At 60.4% G+C, this 17845-nt stretch carries 12 protein-coding genes and 1 pseudogene; 7 read left to right on the top strand and 6 right to left on the bottom strand.

Annotated features, from left to right (window positions below):
• From HFP54_RS26460 to HFP54_RS20985, 4 genes and pseudogenes are all read right to left on the bottom strand, one after another.
• Window positions 1–291: pseudogene (locus HFP54_RS26460) on the bottom strand (four helix bundle protein); the annotation flags it as partial.
• A gap of 202 nt (window positions 292–493) precedes the next feature.
• Window positions 494–2212: a sugar transferase gene (locus HFP54_RS20995; RefSeq protein ID WP_235952117.1), complete on the bottom strand. Its 1719-nt coding sequence runs from the start codon at window positions 2210–2212 to the stop codon at window positions 494–496.
• Between the two features lie 437 nt (window positions 2213–2649).
• Window positions 2650–5109: a polysaccharide biosynthesis tyrosine autokinase gene (locus HFP54_RS20990; protein ID WP_168566658.1), complete on the bottom strand. Its 2460-nt coding sequence runs from the start codon at window positions 5107–5109 to the stop codon at window positions 2650–2652.
• 1630 nt (window positions 5110–6739) lie between these two features.
• On the bottom strand, window positions 6740–7456 hold the full coding sequence (locus tag HFP54_RS20985) for an SGNH/GDSL hydrolase family protein (protein WP_168566657.1): 717 nt from the start codon (window positions 7454–7456) through the stop codon (window positions 6740–6742).
• Window positions 7457–7548: 92 nt separating this feature from the next.
• On the opposite strand from HFP54_RS20985, the gene thiE reads away from it, so the two are divergent.
• The 6 genes from thiE (at window position 7549) to HFP54_RS20955 (ending at window position 13495) form a co-directional block, all read left to right on the top strand.
• Window positions 7549–8616 carry a thiamine phosphate synthase gene (thiE, locus tag HFP54_RS20980; protein WP_168566656.1) on the top strand — a complete coding sequence of 356 codons (1068 nt, stop codon included), beginning with the start codon at window positions 7549–7551 and terminating at the stop codon, window positions 8614–8616.
• A 528-nt stretch (window positions 8617–9144) separates the two neighbouring features.
• On the top strand, window positions 9145–10284 hold the full coding sequence (locus tag HFP54_RS20975) for a PP2C family protein-serine/threonine phosphatase (protein ID WP_168566655.1): 1140 nt from the start codon (window positions 9145–9147) through the stop codon (window positions 10282–10284).
• 28 nt (window positions 10285–10312) lie between these two features.
• A complete protein-coding gene (locus tag HFP54_RS20970) occupies window positions 10313–11392 on the top strand; it encodes a DMT family transporter (protein WP_146416472.1) in 1080 nt (359 codons plus the stop codon).
• A 30-nt stretch (window positions 11393–11422) separates the two neighbouring features.
• Window positions 11423–12346, top strand: a complete 924-nt coding sequence (locus HFP54_RS20965) for a YjiK family protein (RefSeq protein ID WP_168566654.1) — start codon at window positions 11423–11425, stop codon at window positions 12344–12346.
• 12 nt (window positions 12347–12358) lie between these two features.
• Window positions 12359–12949 carry a class IV adenylate cyclase gene (gene cyaB, locus HFP54_RS20960; protein ID WP_168566653.1) on the top strand — a complete coding sequence of 197 codons (591 nt, stop codon included), beginning with the start codon at window positions 12359–12361 and terminating at the stop codon, window positions 12947–12949.
• Between the two features lie 81 nt (window positions 12950–13030).
• Window positions 13031–13495, top strand: a complete 465-nt coding sequence (locus HFP54_RS20955) for a hypothetical protein (RefSeq protein ID WP_197138514.1) — start codon at window positions 13031–13033, stop codon at window positions 13493–13495.
• A 145-nt stretch (window positions 13496–13640) separates the two neighbouring features.
• Here HFP54_RS20955 and HFP54_RS20950 read toward each other — a convergent pair whose 3' ends face one another.
• Window positions 13641–14750 carry a twin-arginine translocation signal domain-containing protein gene (locus tag HFP54_RS20950; protein ID WP_168566652.1) on the bottom strand — a complete coding sequence of 370 codons (1110 nt, stop codon included), beginning with the start codon at window positions 14748–14750 and terminating at the stop codon, window positions 13641–13643.
• A gap of 174 nt (window positions 14751–14924) precedes the next feature.
• Window positions 14925–15668, bottom strand: a complete 744-nt coding sequence (locus HFP54_RS20945) for an SOS response-associated peptidase (protein WP_168566651.1) — start codon at window positions 15666–15668, stop codon at window positions 14925–14927.
• A 528-nt stretch (window positions 15669–16196) separates the two neighbouring features.
• Here HFP54_RS20945 and HFP54_RS20940 point away from each other — a divergent pair.
• Entirely contained in the window at window positions 16197–17732 is a 1536-nt protein-coding gene (locus HFP54_RS20940; protein ID WP_168566673.1) for a TrkH family potassium uptake protein, read from the top strand.
• The last annotated feature ends 113 nt before the right edge of the window (window positions 17733–17845 follow it).

The raw sequence follows: 17845 nt of genomic DNA, 5'->3' as shown, positions 1-17845 counted from the left end.
GCTTCGTCTGCCCATTGTTGACCGTCGGGCTTTTCAATATAACCGGCTTCAATTCCGATCAGGATCTGCGTTCGGAGTTCGCCAGCCGAACCTTTGGCGTAGGTCAAGAATCTTGCGATCTCTTTGTCGCTGTCTCGCTCATAGCCCATCCGCAATGCTGGACGGGATTGAAAGCCCACTCCGAGTGAGCTGGTCTCGAAAACCAACGTCCCGCAAGTCTTTCGTTTGCTGATAGAGCGTCGTCGAAAGCCGAGCCGAGCGTCGCCAGACCTCAAGGTCTTGGTAGGACATTTTTCGGTTGCTGCGGGCGGACAGAAGTCTTGCGACAAATGGCAACCCGACGCGTCAGCGAGGCGATGTCAACATCATTTTTTTCTCGCTCACGCTTCGGGTTACCAAAAAAACAATACCTCGGGTAAATGCGGAACTTCAAAACTCACGCGTCGGGTTACAAGACTTGAAAAAATCTGTCCGTCTACTTCGTTGCGAGGGGCTAACAGGCGCCTTCGCGTAGGAGTGCGGTTTTGATGGTCCGCCACAGGATGAACAGGTCCAGCGACAATGACCAGTTGTGAAGGTAGTACCGGTCACAGTACACGCGGTGCTTGTACGTGGTGCTGTTGCGACCGGAAACCTGCCACAACCCGGTGATGCCGGGACGGACCATCTGATACAGCTCGAACACGTCGGCGTGTTCGCGAATGTATTCCAAGTCATAGTCGCCGCAATCGATGATCGGACGCGGGCCGACCAGTGACATGTCGCCCTTCAGGACGTTGAACAATTGCGGCAGTTCGTCCAGGCTGGTCTTGCGTAGGAAACACCCGATCTTGGTGATCCGCGGATCCTTCTTCAGCTTGTGCGTGGCTTCCCATTCGGCTTTCAGTTCCGGATGGTCGTGCAGGTATTCCTTCAGCTTTCGATCGGCGTTGACCACCATGCTACGGAACTTCATCGCACGGAACGGCCGACGCTGACGTCCGACGCGGACCTGGGTGTAAAACACCGGACCCGGATCCCAGATTTTGATCGCCAGTGCGATCCCCGCCATGACGGGCAACCAAAACGGCATCGCGGCGATCACGATCACCAAGTCCATCGCACGCTTGGCGGCCAAAACGTGCGGTTTGGTCAACGCACTGTCGCAGTGCAGCTCGATCGAATCTTCGCGGCGGAACAGGCGGCCCCGTTCGGTACAGTCGAACAACAACGACGTCGGCAGCATGACGTGCGGAACCCCACGGAACGTGTCGACGTTTTGCCAAGCCGCGACTTCGGGGCTGGCCACCGCGATGCGACAGGCACGCCGCGCCGTCAGAACGCGATCCAGCTGTGACACCGGTGCCAGGTAGGCGCTGGCCGGAAGCGGACGTCCATCGGTCGGCGCCGGGGAACACGGCGTTTCGGTGACCGACGTGGACTCGGATTCACTCGCCGCATGATCCCAATCGACATGGCCATCATCGTCGATACGTGCTCGCATCGACCAAACCTGGGGGTGATCGCGGTCGACGTCCGTGGTGCCCGCCGGCGGATCGACCCGGACATCGTTTTCGCCGGACCAGTGCCGGGCGGGGTCATAGACGATGCCCGCCGGACGAATGCCCTCGTGACGACATCCGTCCAGGCGTCGGTACAACCGTTCGCCTTGCCCGCCGTTGCCAACGATCACCACCGGCTGGGTCCACCAGTCGTAGCGTTTCAACCAGTGTCGAATGACCGGACGTGCGGCGGCCAAGAAGTACGGCAGCGTGACGGCCAGGGTCAGGAAACACAGCCAGGGGAATTCCGGCACGTTGCGGCCGGTCCACATGGCGAACGCGACGGCCGACAAGACACAGACGGTGGTCCGCAGGATGCGGCGGAATTCGACGTTGTAGGTCATCCCACACGCGGGATACAGACCGTGCAGCTGCTGGAAAAACAGCGTCATGATCACCACGCCTACGATGAACAACGGGTGGGCACCGCCGCCGCTGGCGATGTGGATCGTTTCGGCGGCCTCCGCGGCCAGCCAAGCCATCGCGGCGTCGGCCGCCATCAGGGGCAGCGACGACACCAGGTCGCGGCCGGCCTGCCAGCGTCCCAATCGAAGCGCCATCGCGTGGGACAACCGGGGCGGCATCGACGCGGCGTCGGCCGGGACGTAGGGGGCCACCGATGTGCGTGCGACCGGGGCATAGGCGGTGGATTCCAAGCTGCTGGTACTCATCTCAGTCGCATCCGTGGTTCGGTTGATTGTTCGAAGGTTTGGACGACGGGAGAAAGGTCATGGAAGGGGGTGGGTGTGGGGTATTGGTTGCGCCACTTTCGCGGAGCGAAAGGCGACGATGGGTGAGCCGCTGGACGCTAGCCGCGGGTTTGCTGTTTTGTGCTGATGATGGCCCTCCCCGGCGACTCGCAAGCTCGAAGCCGACCCTCCCGCAAGCGGGAGGTGAAAGTGGCGGGAGCGAAAGGCGACTTTGGGTGAGCCGCTGGACGCTAGCCGCGGGCTTGTCGTTTTGTGGGCTGACGGTCCGACGCAAGTGGGAGGGTGAAGGTTATTGGTTGCGCTACTTTCGCGGAGCGAAAGGCGACGATGGGTGACGCGGACGACCCTGCCGCAAGCGGGAGGGTGAAAGTGGTGGGAGCGAAGGGCGACTTTGAGGGTCATTTGCCGACCCGGTCGGTGACGGGGGGCGTGGTGGCGTGGCCGTTGACGCGGTCGTCGCTGGGATGGATCGAGTCGATCTTTTTGGCCGATGATCGGCGGACACGTTTGCCGGGCTTCGTATCGTCGTCGCTCTGCTCCGCCGATTCATAATACTTGCGATACGTCTTTTGGTACCCGTGTTCGTACTTGCCGTAATAGTTGTACGAGCTGTAGGCGTAGTGATTCCGACGCGATTTGCGGCTGTTGACGATCACGCCTTCGATCGTCAGCCCGTGGTCCCCGAAGATGTCCACCGCACGTTCGACCAACGTGCGGTTGTTCTGTTCGATTTGGATCGTCAGGTAACAACTGTCGACATGGCTGCCGACGATCGTCGGATCGGCGACCGCCAGGATCGGCGGCACGTCGACAAAAATGATGTCGAACTGGTCGCGGGCTTGCTCCAAGAACTGGGCGAATCGCTCGGTTTCCAACAACTCCGACGGGACCGATGTCCGGGTGCCGTGTGGACAGACCCACAGGTTTTCTTGATCACAGCCGTGCAGACAGTCGTCAAAGGTGGCGTCCCCGATCAGGTAATCCGCCATGCCGGGTTCACGATCGACGCCGAAGATCACGTGCACGTTGGGGCGACGCATGTCGGCATCGGCCAGCAGGACACGCTTGCCCGCCTGGGCCATGGACACCGCCAGGTTGGCCACCGTGGTTGATTTTCCGTCGGCCGGCGACGGGCTGGTGATCATGAACACCTGGTGCCCGGATTTCTTGCCGGCCATCAACACATTGGTGCGGATGACACGATAGGTTTCCGCCTCGGTGCCGCGGGGCAAATGGTACGTCGCGACCATCGGATCGATCGCCGATTCACGGTCACCCTTGCGGGTCAGCTTTTTGATGTCCAGCCAAGGGATGTGGGCCATGATCGGGGCCCCGACCGTCTTTTCCACCTCTTGTGGATTCCTGAACGTTCGATCGACCGTTTCGGCCAACAGGGCCAGGGCCAGCCCCAACATGCCGCCGGCCAGAATGCCCAAGGCGGCGATTTTTGACTTTGACGGCCATACCGGGTTGTCCGCCGGCATCGGCACGACGATCAAATCGGTGCTGAAACCCGAGTAATCGTTGGCCAGGTTGATCTCTTGCAAACGTTCAAAAACCACGTCATAGCGTTGCTGGGCACGGTCCAGGTTTGCCTTCAACGAAGTCCCCAGCAGGTAGTTCATCTCCACTTCTTTGGCCAACTTGGACTCTTCGTCCGAAAAGACCAACAGCTCCGCCTCGCGTTTCTCCAGTTCGGAAATGTCGCTCAGCAGCACCTTGTAATAGCTGTCCAAGATTTCGGCCGGCGTCGCCTGGATGCGTTCGATTCCGGGTTGTGACCGACGGGCGTCGTCGATGACCTGGCGAAAGTTGTCGATTTCCGCTTCCATCGCCGAAACGCTGGGGTGGCCATTGCCGAACTGGGCACGCAAAACGCGCAATTCACTGGTCAGTTTCAGCAATTGATGGTATTCCGCCTGAACCGACGCGCTGGTCATCGCATCGGACAATCGTTCTTCGCTACGGTTTTCCTCACGGGATCTTGCAATCAAAACGAACGCTTGGATGCGATTGATTTCGTCCTGTCCCAGGACGGACATCACCTCGGCATCCGTTAGTTCGTCGCCGGCACCTTCCTTTTGCTCCAAGAAGTCCCCGATCACACTGCGTCGTGACTTCGCCTTGGCCAGTTCCGACCGGATCCCGGCCAGCTCCTCTTCGATGCTGGCCAGCCGCATGCGGTGAACTTCTTTCAGTTCGTTTTGCCCCGCCGAATTGATGCTAATGAGCGCTGGGATGGACGCGACAAAATCGCGGTATGCTTGGTCGGCCTCGCGAAGCGCCTTTTCATTTTCTTGCTGTGCACGGGCGATCAATTCGGCCGCTTCGCCACCGACATCCCGGGACTGGGCATCGATGTAGCGTTGATAGCTCTGGTAAACCGCGTACAAGATATCGGAGGCCAATTGCGGATCGGGATCTTGGTACGTGGCTTTCAGGATACTGGCACTCTTTGCCAAACCTTCGCCACCCTTAGACACCGAAAGATTCCCCTGCAGATCATCTGGAGCGATGCTTAGACCCGCATCGGCAATCGCCTGTTCGATGATCTTGCGGCTGCTGAACAATTCCATGTGGGTCGACAGGATCTCTTCCTGGATCGTCGTCGAACCTTCGACGAAGTTGCCGGTGCCCGTGCTGGCCACCTCGCTGGAGCGCTGCCCGACCAGAATCGACAATTCCGATTGGTAAATCGGAACTTGTTGCAGGTAGAAGATCAGCGCCAGCGTGGCACCGACCAGAACGCCCAGGGCGATCAGGTGATAGCGACGCCGGACAATACCCAGCAGGTCCAGGTCGATGTCCAGCTGGTCGCCATCGGTGGGTTCGTTTTCGCTGCGATTCATGGCAATCATGGTTGGCGTGGGGTCACGTGTCGAACCGGCGGGACAGGCCGAATCGGGATCCGGTGGCCATCGGTCCGGACGCCTGATGGCACTGACATTGCCCCGAATGCCAGCCACGGGTTGCCCGACATGTAAAGTTCAGACGACGGTTCGAAATGCACCGCAGGCCGGGCCCGAATGACGGGCCCATCGTCCCACCCACTGAGCATGATTTCAAGGCGATTGAGTGAACATTCGTGCATTAACATTTCCGACGGCGGCCGATCGTCGCGGGACTGGCGGATCGCCACAAAGGTGGGCTATTTTCAGTTCGGTCTGGCGGGATCCGCGCTTGCAAATCGCGTTGACTAGGTGGGAAGCGTTGATTTGCTATCAATTCGACGTCGTCTTGATCGAAGAAATGGCCAAAAGCGATTGAAATCGCGCAGACTTCGTCCTCTTGGGTGACACGGTCACCCCACTCTGTCGGGCCACAGGCTGCGGCTCGGTTAGCTTCAGATTAGCCACCCCGTGGGTCGCGTCAATTCTGATGGTGCGTCAGAATGGCAGGAAACCCGATGAGGGCAAATTCGGCCCCCACCACGGACCACTAGGTCTGCTGTGAGTGCCCTATTCGGCTGGTTTTCTAAATCTTCACGAGCCACCCGCGAGACATTCCTCGCGGGTGTGACGACTGAGGGTAGTTAGTGCCCCGCCAAGTTGCCTGTGTCGAAACTCGGCAAAGCCGCTTTTTCCAGTCGACCGTAGGGATTCTGAAGACCAGAACGGGCGACAGGTGACCAGGTAACCAGGAAAATGGTCGCTGAAGAAGGCGAATGAAAACCCTAGGGTTGCCTTTCATCGCTAGCCGCGGGTGCGGCGTTCGGGCACGACCACCCGACGCGAGCACGCCGGGCGGTGCTTGGATTCGCCCTCATGCCTTGCGGGAGGGTCAGGATCGAGGGACGAGATGCCGGGGAGGGTGTGTAGGATGATGCGGCCCTCCCCTCGCTTAGGCTCGACCCTCCCAGTGGGAGGGTGATGGAGAGATCGAGTCGTTTCGGCCGTGCTGGAATTCACCCTCATGCCTTGCGGGAGGGTCGGGATCGAGGGACGAGATGCCGGGGAGGGTGTGCAGGATGATGCGGCCCTCCCCTCGCTTAGGCTCGACCCTCCCGGCGGGAGGGTGATGGAGAGATCGAGTCGTTTCGGCCGTGCTGGAATTCGCCCTCATGCTCTGTGGGAAGGCCGGGATCGAGGGACGAGATGCCGGGGAGGGTGTGTAGGATGATGCGGCCCTCCCCTCGATTAGGCTCGACCCTCCCGGCGGGAGGGTGATGGAGAGATCGAGTCGTTTCGGCCGTGCTGGAATTCACCCTCATGCCTTGCGGGAGGGTCGGGATCGATGGACGAGATGCCGGGGAGGGTTCTTCCGGTGGCGGCGGCCCTCCCCTCGCTTTGGCTCGACCCTCCCAGTGGGAGGGTGAAATAAGAAAGCTGTACCCTCCTGCCCCGCGGGAGGGTCGGAACCGAGGAACGAGATGCCGGGGAGGGTTCTTCCGGTGGCGACGGCCCTCCCCTCGCTTTGGCTCGAACCTCCCGGTGGGAGGGTGAAGTCGTGCGGGCACGGCTTACGGGGTGGGAGGGTGAACAATGGTGGTTAGAGTTGTTCGCCGATGGCAGCGGCGACGTGCTCGGCCAGCTTGGCACTGCCTTCGTTGGTGTAGTGGACGTTGGCGGGTCGTTGTTGGCCGGCGATCGGGTCTTCGCTGGCGTAGTCGTGCATGGGATCGACCGCGATGCCACCGACTTCGTTGACGACTTCGCGGGCCAGTTGGTTGTAGAACACCGAATCGTCGGCGATCCGGCCTTGGGCACCTTGCGGCACCGGCGTGGTGTCACGCCAAATCAGGTCGGCGCCGGTCTTTTTCAGCTTGCCGATGATGGTCCGCAGATTGGCGACGTAGTCCGCCGGGCTGACTTGGCGGGCGTTTTTCGGGTCATCGGGATCGGCCAGGTTCTTGCCTTCGGGCGACATGAACTTCAGGTCGTGAAGTCCGAAGTTGAAATGGATCACGTCCCACTTGCGGTCCCCCAACCATTGATCGATCTGTTCGACGCCGCGGGTCGTCGGCCCGCAATTGGTCGGCGGCCGGTAAACGTTGGCGACGCCGGACAACTGGCTTCGCACCGCGGTGGTGTAGCCGATCGAGATGCTGTCGCCGATCAACAAGACATTGGGCAACGAAGCGTCGACCTTGTCCGGTTGTGCGATTTTCTGGATGTGCGATTGTGACCATGCCGGTCCGGCCAAACCGAGAGTTCCGGAGAGCAAGATAAAGGCGTGAGCGACGAAGCGAAACGTGATGGGTTGCATGGCAGTGGATCGTTGCGGTGGGAAAGGAAGATGGCGGGACCAACCGGCCGAAATATCCGACGTCGACAGTCGTGCCAGAATGAGTGGCCAGCATGAGTGAATCAGTTTATCGCATTCTGGATGCGTCTCTGAACCGCGTCGGCGAAGGTTTGCGGACGTTGGAGGAATACGCTCGTTTCGTCCTGGACCATCCGGCACACAGCGCGACGGGCAAACAGCTGCGTCACGACTTGGCCACCGCGGCCGGCCGTTTGTCAAAGGTCCGTCTGTTGTCGGCCCGTGACACCGCCGGCGACGTGGGCACGACGATCGGGCTGGACAGCGAAGCGAGTCGCGAGAGCATCACGGTGGTCGTTCACGCGGCCACGCAGCGGACCGGCCAAAGCCTGCGTTGTCTGGAAGAGTACGGCAAATGCATCGACGTCGACTTTGCCGCCGACATCGAACGGTTGCGATACGTGTTTTATGACTGGTCGGCACGTCTGGGCGTCATCGCCGAATCGGGCCAAGCCGATCGCGGGGCGAGCCGACGCAAATGTATTCGCGACGCACGACTGTATTTTCTGATCGACGCAATGTCGTCCGACGAAGCGTTGGCGTCGCACGTCGTCGCGCTGGCCGATGCGGGGGTGGACGTGTTCCAGTTGCGGGATCGATCGGCCAGCGACCGGACGTTGTACCGGCGTTCGTTGGCCGGTGCGAAAGCGGCCGGCGAGGCGGGCGCGCTGTGGGTGGTGAATGATCGTGCGGACATTGCCGCCGCGTCCAACGCGGACGGGGTTCACGTGGGCCAAGACGAATTGCCCATCGGTGCGGTCCGCGGCGTGGTGGGTCCGGACGTGCTGATCGGTGTGTCCACGCATGATGTGGACCAGGCGACCGAAGCGGTGCGTGGCGGCGCGGACTACATCGGCTGTGGACCGGTGTTCGCCGGCCGCACGAAATCGTTCGACGCGTACGTCGGACCGGCGTTTCTGTCGGACATCGTCGCATTGGATCTGGACATTCCCGCGTTTGCGATCGGCGGGATCGATGCGGGAAATGTCCGGTCCGTGATCGACACCGGTTGTGCTCGGGTTGCGGTCACCGGGGCGCTGCGAGATGCCGACGAACCGACGGCCGCGGCACGAGCGTTGAAAGCGATGCTGTCGGGGAAGTGATGCCGGCTGCCGGGGGTGTGTCGGCGGTGAGTGTGGTGAGCGGGAGGGACGACCGCTACTTTCACGGAGTGAAAGGCGACTCTGGGGCGGGAAATGTCCGGTCGGTGATCGACACCGGTTGTGCTCGGGTTGCGGTCACCGGGGCGCTGCGAGATGCCGACGAACCGGTGGTGGCGGCGCGAGCTTTGAAAGCGATGCTGTCGGGGAAGTGATGTCGGCCTCCGGGGTTGTGTCGGCGGTGAGTGTGGCGATTGCGGGAAGGACGACCGCTACTTTCACGGAGTGAAAGGCGACTTTGGGGCGGATGGTTGCGCCACTTTCACGGAGTGAAAGGCGACTTTGGGGCGGGGGCATGATGTCGCGGGGATGGCGGTGTCCGCAAACGGCGGCTGATTGGATACGATTGTTGTCGCGGGCGTCGCGACGCGTCCGCTGCCATCGGTCGTCCGCGACGGTTTTCATCACCGGCCGCAGGCCCTGAATCACCGCCGATCTTGCCAGGTTCGACACCGTCCACGCGGAACACTCATGAGATCCGACGAATCCGCCATTCGACTGGCCAAGACGCACGCTTATGGCATGACCGATGTCGGCCGCAAACGTCGCGTCAACCAGGATCAATTCCTGATCGCTCAGCTGAACAAGTCGATGCTGGTCACCTCGACCAGCTTGCCGCTGAATCATCGGTCACGGCTGTACGGCGGCATCCAGGGTCTTCTGTTCTTGGTCGCCGACGGGATGGGCGGGCATGCGGCGGGCGAGAAGGCCAGTTCGCTGGCGATCGACAACTTGATCACCCAGTTGCTGAACAGCGTCCACTGGTTCTTTCAAATCGATCACGACTGTGAAGAAGACTTCATCGAAGACTTGAAGGAATTGCTGAAGAACACGCACCGCCGGATCTTGTCGGAATCCGCGGTCAACGCCGAACAACAAGGCATGGGGACCACCCTGACGATGGCCCACGTGGTCTGGCCGCGGTTGTACGTCGTGCACGCGGGCGACAGCCGGTGTTACCTGATCCGCGGTGGCGAGTGCCAACAGTTGACGACCGATCACACGCTGGCCCGCAAGCTGGTCGAATCGGGCGGATTGAAACCGGAAGACGAAGCGACCAGCCGGTGGAGCAACGTGTTGTGGAACGTGCTGGGCGGCCAAAACGAAGACGGTGATTTGATCGCCGAGGTCCGCCGTGCGACGTTGGAACCGGGCGACACGATCCTACTATGCAGTGACGGGTTGTATCGCTATTTGGACGAAGCCACCTTGGCCAGTGTGGTGTCGGGTTCGGATGACTTGCCGGCGATCTGCCAAGACTTGATCAATCGAGCCAACGACGCGGGCGGTGAAGACAACATCACGGTCGTGCTGGCGCGGCCCTGCCGGTCACAACTGGGTTGCAGCGAATCGGCGATGCAGTCATCCGCCGGCAGCGGTGAAACGAACACCAACGACAGCGATCCGTCAAAACTGTCCGACACCGATCCGCTGATTCAACCGGGCCAGTTCGCCGAGGACCCATCACGCGATGGACAACCTGCACCGGGACCCGAATCGGCGGATTCGGCGAACCCGCGGGGCGGCGATTTTCTCCCTGGAGATGTCGGCCCGGTGATCCGAGACACTCGCGGCAACGACGACGGCATCGAAGACACCTTACCGGGATGAAGCAACCATTCGTCGGCAACTGACATTGATGATTGCTTTCATCGCGAGGCATCTGATTCCGCGACGATCGACGGCTGCGACTGGGGCGACGGTTTTGCACAGGGACGTCGCGTCGTCGGACGTCGACGAAAGCCGTACGACCGCTGCGTATCGATCACCGCAACCGGTTTCGTCCGATCCGTCGATCGGCATCATCGGCGGGGCCGCGTTCGGGTTGCTTGCGGCGGTGTTGTACACGGGGGCCAACGTCGCACTGCGGGGATCGGTCAACATCAACCCGTTCTTGGTGTCGGCGGTCAAAGCGGCGCCGACGGTGATTTGTTTGACGCCGCTGTTGGCTTGGATGTGGGCGCGTCAGAAAACGTTGTACACCAGCCTGGCGATGGCGCCACGGTTCATGCTGGTCGCTTTGATTGGCCAATTCATCGGTAACGCCGCGTTTCAGTGGGCGCTGGGCAGTATCGGCTTGGCCGCATCGGTGCCGATCACGTTGGGCACGTTGTTGATCGGCGGGGCGATCCTTGGCCGAGTCATCTTGGGCGAACCGGTGCGTGCCCGATCGATGATCGCGATCCTGGTTTTGATCGCGGCGGTGTTGGTGTTGTCGTCGCCCGATGCTTCCCAAATCCCCAGCGATTCGACCGCGCCGATCCCGACCTGGATGGGGGCGATCTGTGCCGCCGCTTCGGGAGCCGCCTATGCCTTGTTCGGCACCGTGATGCGTCAATCGATGTCGCGGGGATTGTCGGCGCCGCTGACGATGTGGATCAGCGGGATGGTCGGTACGATTTCGTTGTGGTCGATCACCACGGTGACGGTAAGCGGCGAAGAGTGGTCGGCGCTGACGGCTGGGCAGTGGCAGACGATGGCGATCGCGGGAATCTTTAACTTCACCGCGTTCGTGTCGCTATCATTCGCGCTCAAGGCGTTGCCGGTCGTGGCGGTGAATTTGATCAACGCGTCACAAGTGGCAATGGCGGCGATCGCGGGCGTGATCCTGTTCGGCGAACCGGTGACCACGTCGCTGGTGACCGGTATCGCATTGACCTTCGCCGGATTGTGCGTGTTGGCGAATCGCAAGAATCGGCGAAACCGAACGAGCCGTTGACGTGTCACTTGGTCCACAAGACGACAGAGGATGAACGTGACTTTCAGCGACACCGCATTCCATCGGTTGCTGGGCGGTTGGTTGACCCCGGCCATCACCGTCGTCCTGACATTTGCCGTCAGCCGATACGTTCACGCCGAAGAATCCCCAACGATCGACTCGGTCGTGCTGCGGGATGATTCGCTGACCGAAAGCAGCGGGCTGGCTTGGTCGAATCGGTCCCCACATCACGTTTGGACGCACAACGATTCGGGCGGTCGTGCCGAGCTATTTGCCTTCGACACTCGCACGGGCAAGCGGACCGGGCACTGTGACATGCCATCGGTCCGAGCGGTCGACTGGGAAGCCATGGCCGCGATGATCGACCACGACGGCATGCCCAAGCTGATCGTGGCCGACTGTGGTGACAACGGCCGAACGCGTGAACACATCACGCTGCACGTCATCGACGAACCTCCGGTGCAACAAGATGTTCGATTGACCGAGAACCAAATTCGATCCCTGCGTGTGCGATTCCCCGGGGGTCCGATGGATTGCGAAGCGGTGGCGGTGGACACGCGATCCGAAAAGCTATGGCTGATCGGCAAAGGATTCTTGCCCCACGCGGTCGTGGTGTCGGTCCCGCTGGCGTCGGTGCTATCGGGACAGGAAACCGTGGTGGCCAAGTCAGCCGGAACGCTGGCGATCCCGATGGTGACGGGCATGGACATCGATCGCGATTCGGGCGACTGGTGGTTGTGCAGTTATTTCAATTTGTTTCACATCCGACCCGATGCGGCAGGCGGAAACAATCTGAATTCTTGGCGGGTCACGGTTTTGCCCACGGTCAAACTGAAACAGATCGAAGCCGTCGCGGTCGCACCGGACGATCGCGTTTGGGTCAGCAGCGAAGGCGTGCCTTGCCGCATGGCCGTCGCCGCCGATGCGGCACCCTCCACCCAGCCCCAACACTGAGAGATCGCTCCCGTGATCGAAGTCGAACAGAAATTTCACATTGCCGATGCCGACGCCCTGGTCCAGCAGTTGATCCAGTTGGGTGCCGAGTCGGCCGGTGATCCCGAGCGTCACGAGGACACGTATTACAACCATCCATCACGTGACTTTGCCGAAAGCCGCGAAGCCTTTCGGGTCCGCCGAATCGATGGACGGGCATGGATCACGTACAAGGGCCAGCGTATGCCGGGCGCGATCAAGGCCCGGCGTGAGATCGAGATGCCGATCGGACGCGACCAGCGGGATTCGATCGAATTCGAAGACATGTTGGTGTTGCTAAGTTTTCGCCGCGTCGCGACGGTCACCAAATCACGGCGGACGTTTCGTTTGTCGGCCGGCGAAACCGATGCCGCCGGCAACGCCTTGCCGCCGATCACCGTCGCGGTCGACCGTGTGGAAAACTTGGGCGACTTTGCCGAATTGGAATGGGTCGCCCAGGACGAATCACACGTCGAAGCGGCCCGGCAGCGGATCGAACGCCTGTCCGGACGACTGTCGCTGGGGGACGCGGAGCAACACAGTTACTTGACGTTATTGCTGCAACAGCGGCCAGAATCAGATTGACCCTGCTCTTGTCCGGTCTTTAGACTCATTCGGGTGGGGCCGATGGTCGCAACGGTACGGCCGTCCATTTTTCCGCGAGAGATGAGAACTGAATCGATGCTGAAGAAAACGTTCGCCGCCATGGCAGTCCTGTTGATCGCCGGTGCCGCCGTGATTGCAGCCGATGTCGACTTGCAAGACGTCCAGTGCGTGGTCGCCCCGAAAGCCGCCAAAGCCGACAAGTCGGCCGAGTACAAGGAAGGCAAGGTCTACTTCTGTTGTGGCAACTGCCAAGGCAAGTTCGCCAAGGAGCCGAAGAAGTTTGCCGAGAAAGCCAACCTGCAATTGGTGTCGACCAAGCAGTACGTTCAAAAGGCTTGCCCGTTGTCCGGTGGCGACATCAACCCCGACACCGCGATCAAAGTCGCCGGCGCCAAGGTTGCCTTTTGCTGTGAAAACTGCCAAGGCAAAGTCGCCGACGCAGAAAAGAAAGAACAGATGAAATTGGTGTTCAGCGATAAGGCGTTTGAAAAGGCGTTCAAGAAAGCCGAACCCAAAAAAGAGTAATTATTGAGGTCACAGGTTTAACGGGTTACAGGTTCGACAGGTTGCGGGTTGGCAGGTGAAAGACACTTCGCCGACCTGTCACCCGTCGCCCCGTAAGCCCGTCAACCTGTAAGCCTCTAATCCTGTTTCCGGGCCTTCGTCCCCGTCACACTTTGGTCAACTTGGTGACCCTGCCGGTCTTCACCCATTCGGCCACATAGATGTTGCCTGACGAATCGAAGCAGGCATCGTGCGGGTGGACAAACTTGTTCTGCTGCCACTTGGATTCATCGGTACGAATCGTGAATCCTTTGTTGGTTTCTTTGTCCGCCAAGATACGCTCGCGGTCATCGCCCAATGTCACCACCGTGTTGTGGTTCTTGTCGATGATCGAAACACGGGCGACCAACTCGGGCACCAACATCCAGTCTTCGTGAGTATCCAAGTTGGCGGGCAGACCAAATCCGGTCACGGTCTTTTTGTACTGGCCATCGAGCGTGAAGGTTTGGATTTGATTGTGGGCGCGATCGGCCACCGCAATTTCGGCTTCGTCACCCCGTGTGTCGACCCACAGGCCGTGGGGCAAATTAAATGTGCCCTGCCCTTCGCCTTGTCCGCCGAAGCATGACTTCCAAACACCGTCGGCGGTGTAGCGGTGGATCAGGTAGCTGCCGTAGCCGTCGGCCAGCAAGCAATCACCGTCGGGCAAGAAAGCAAAATTGGTGGGCAGGAAATTTTTGCGTCCCCATCCACGCCGCGGATCGCTGGCTTCGCCGGGAAGGTAAGCGCCGCTTTGCATCGGAGCGTATTGTTGCCACACCAGTTCGCCGTCCAGCGTCATTTTGGCAATCGTTTTGACCATCTGGTATCCGGTCACATACAGAAAGGGCGTCCCTGATTCGACACGGATGTCCAAACCGTGACCGCCGCCTTGGAATTGTTGTCCGAATGCGCGGATGAATTTTCCGTCGGCATCGAACACAAAAATCGACGGATGCTGTTGTTTGCGAACGTCGCCTTCATGGATCACATAAAGATTGTCATCGGGGTCGACGGCCACGTTGTGGGTCGTTTGCCAGGTGTACTGATCGGGCAACTGCACGCATTGGTGGTCACAGCGATAGGTGAATTCGCCGTCGCCGATAACGTCTTGGGCGGCGGAGCGTTTGGCGGTGAAAATTGCCGGTGCAGCCACGGCGGTCGCGGCGGCGGCTTGTAAGAACTTGCGACGGCTGGTGCCGCGGTGATCGGCGGGTCGTGAACAGATCGGATTCATGGCGGGATGGGCTCCGGTCGATGTGTGGGGAAAAGGTCGGTTGGGGCGGGATCCGAGCGGGGGTATCGACGTCATCGTCCCCCGCGTGCGATCGTTTATAACGCATCGCTGCGCGGTCGACCGAAAGAGTGGAAAAACGCGCCGCCGGTCGCCATCACGCGTCTGGTCCGCTGTTCAAATGGCCGCGTCGACCGGTTCCAGACAAGCGGCGTCGTTGTTTCGCGCGTTGTTGACCCGCCTGGACACCGCGGTCAATTCAAGGAAGTTTTCCTCCGGTGCAACCAACAGTTCTTTCAACACGTCGGTGTCGCGAAAGTTCGGGTCCAGCCAACGTGCGTAATCCTCGGGCATCAACACGACAGGCATGCGATCGTGAATTCGGCCGGTCACCGCGTTGGGACGTGTGGTCAGGATCGTACAGCTTTCGATCAGGTCACCGGTCGCTTGGCGGTTACGTTCATACAGACCGGCAAACGCGAAGACCGCGTCGTCATGTCGGTGGGCCAAGAATGGTTGCTTCCCATCGGTTTGCTTTTTCCATTCGATGTAACCGTCGGCCGGGATCAGACAGCGTCGCTGGGCAAAGGCTTTTTTAAATGAAGGTTTTTCATTTACCGTTTCGCTGCGAGCGTTGATCATCCGTGCGGCCATCGACAGATCTTTGGCCCAGGGCGGCAACAGTCCCCATCGGTACCGGGCATGGCGTCGTGGTCCGCCGGCCTCGTCCTGGACCACCGCGTCGATGATTTGGGTGGGGGCAATGTTGTAGCGTGGCTTCCACGAGTCCGAAGACGCAGTCGCGTTGGGTTCAGGGCTGGATGCTTCGGGTTCGTCGTCTGGATCGACTGCGTCCGGGTCGATCAGAAACAGTTGGCACCAAGCGGCCGGAGGTGTCCGCAGCGTGAAGCGTCCGCACATGAAAACAATCCGGGAAAATGATCCGGGCGTTAGAAAAGTCGTCGCGTCCAGCCTCCGTCGCTGACCCGAACAACGGGCCGAGCAACCCGTCCAATTTTTTGATGATCGGACGTGGTCTTCGCTGCTGTCGCGCGGCCATTGTTGCAAAACGCGTCGGTCGGCGTGCAACAAGTGATGCAAAATGCAAAGGCGATGCGGGCAGCCGACTCGCCTCGCTCGTCGGCCTCCCGCACCGCCGGGAATGCCGCGGAAATCTCGTCCAGATTCCTACCAAGGCGACCGGGGAAAGCCGCACATCGGCGGTTGATCGGGTCGAACCATCCCGTGGCAAGGCCGCCAGGGTTGCAACGGGTGTGCCAGGTCGGGCGACTTGCCGTCGGGCGGGACAGGTTTGCGGGGAACGCGGCAGAGCTTAGAACCATTGCTGGCGGGGATGGTTCGGACGTCGCTGCAGCCACCGGAGAAGCCTTGAACTTTCAGTTATTGTTCCGCGTCTTGGGCACGATCAGCCTGTTGATCGGCGCCTCGATGACTTTCAGTTTGCCGTTCTCGTTGCCCGCGTTGGCCGACCGGACGCATTTGCCGGCCGCGTCGCAGGTCGAATGGCGGGCCGTCTATGCGTTGCTGGCCAGCATGGGCATTTGCTTTCTGGTCGGCGGGATCTTGCGGTTGTGCGGCCGCAAGCATCGCGGCGGGCCGTTGTATCAGAAGGAAGCGATGGCGATCGTCGGGCTGTCCTGGGTGATGGCGACGGTCCTGGGTGCCCTGCCCTTTTATCTCAGCCGCACCCAGATCGCCGACGACGATCCGATCACCTTCATCGAAGCGATGTTCGAATCCCAGTCGGGGTTCAGCACGACCGGCGCGACGGTGCTGACGAATTTGGAAGACCCCGACATGGTGCCGCACTGCATTTTGTTTTGGCGGTCATGGACTCACTTCTTGGGCGGTCTGGGGATCGTTGTTTTGTTCGTCGCGATCCTGGGACAAGGGTCCGCTGGTAAAGCGATGATGCGGGCGGAGATGCCGGGACCGACCAAGGAAGGCAGCATGCCGCGGATGCAACACACCGCTTTGATCTTTGCCGCAATCTACATCGGCCTGAATGCCGTCTTGACGGTGGTTTACATGGCCGAAGGCATGTCGCTGTTCGACGGGCTGTGTCACGCCTTTGGCACGATGGCGACGGGCGGGTTCAGCACGTACAACGCCAGCTTGGGCGGATTCCAAAGCCCGCTGATCGAATACACGACGATCGTCTTCATGGTCATTGCGGGGACAAATTTTACGTTGCTGTATTTGACGATGATCGGTGGCCCACGGCGGTTGTTGCACGACGTGGAATTTCGCACGTACATGTTGATCATCGGTGGCGTCACGTTGGCGGTGATCTTCTTCGGCATGCGGGCGGCCGACCCGGGATTCGAGAACGTCGGCACGTCGCTGCGTAACGGCATGTTCCAAGTCGTGTCGGTGTTGACGACGACCGGATACGGCACCGCGGATTTTGACCAGTGGAACAACTTTGGCCGCGGCATTTTGTTGTTGCTGATGTTCGTCGGCGGTTGTGCCGGCAGCACGGGCGGCGGCATGAAGGTCATCCGGCACGTGTTGTTTTACAAAGTGCTGCGACAGGAAATCGAAAAAGCGCACCGGCCGCGAGTGGTGCGACCGCTGCGGGTGGGCGGCCAAACGGTCGATGATCCCGGATTGCCGCACAGCATCGTGGTCTACTTTTCGTTGATCCTGGCGATCTTTGTCTTTTCGTGGTTGTTGCTGATCACGTTCGAACCCAACGAGACGTGGGGTGCCGTGGCGGCGGTCAGCGGCGAAGCCCCCGCCGGTCAAAGCACACTGGACGAAAAGCTGTTGGACTGTGCCAGCGCGGTGGCGGCCACGTTGAATAACATCGGCCCGGGGCTTGGCGTGGTCGGCGCGACGCAAAACTATGCCGGTTTCAGCCAGGGCGCAAAATTGCTGTTTGTCTGGCTGATGATGCTGGGCCGTGTGGAAGTGTTCAGTGTGCTGGTCCTGGTCTTTCCGACGTTTTGGCGTCGGGTGTGACACGCGGTCATTGCCGACCGGAATCGGCCATTGGTGACTTTACGGCGATCGGTGCGCCCGATTTGACCGGCTTTGGTGCCCGGTTCGTACAATGACCCAAAACGAACGAACCG

Source organism: Crateriforma spongiae (assembly GCF_012290005.1).
Classification (GTDB): domain Bacteria; phylum Planctomycetota; class Planctomycetia; order Pirellulales; family Pirellulaceae; genus Crateriforma; species Crateriforma spongiae.
This window is presented reverse-complemented; position numbering and strand designations above follow the sequence as displayed.

Coding starts and splice junctions, on each gene's coding strand:
- HFP54_RS20995 (WP_235952117.1), bottom strand. CDS start 2,212: ATGAGTACCAGCAGCTTGGAATCCACCGCCTATGCCCCGGTCGCACGC.
- HFP54_RS20990 (WP_168566658.1), bottom strand. CDS start 5,109: ATGATTGCCATGAATCGCAGCGAAAACGAACCCACCGATGGCGACCAG.
- HFP54_RS20985 (WP_168566657.1), bottom strand. CDS start 7,456: ATGCAACCCATCACGTTTCGCTTCGTCGCTCACGCCTTTATCTTGCTC.
- thiE (WP_168566656.1), top strand. CDS start 7,549: ATGAGTGAATCAGTTTATCGCATTCTGGATGCGTCTCTGAACCGCGTC.
- HFP54_RS20975 (WP_168566655.1), top strand. CDS start 9,145: ATGAGATCCGACGAATCCGCCATTCGACTGGCCAAGACGCACGCTTAT.
- HFP54_RS20970 (WP_146416472.1), top strand. CDS start 10,313: ATGATTGCTTTCATCGCGAGGCATCTGATTCCGCGACGATCGACGGCT.
- HFP54_RS20965 (WP_168566654.1), top strand. CDS start 11,423: ATGAACGTGACTTTCAGCGACACCGCATTCCATCGGTTGCTGGGCGGT.
- HFP54_RS20955 (WP_197138514.1), top strand. CDS start 13,031: ATGAGAACTGAATCGATGCTGAAGAAAACGTTCGCCGCCATGGCAGTC.
- HFP54_RS20950 (WP_168566652.1), bottom strand. CDS start 14,750: ATGAATCCGATCTGTTCACGACCCGCCGATCACCGCGGCACCAGCCGT.
- HFP54_RS20945 (WP_168566651.1), bottom strand. CDS start 15,668: ATGTGCGGACGCTTCACGCTGCGGACACCTCCGGCCGCTTGGTGCCAA.
- HFP54_RS20940 (WP_168566673.1), top strand. CDS start 16,197: ATGACTTTCAGTTTGCCGTTCTCGTTGCCCGCGTTGGCCGACCGGACG.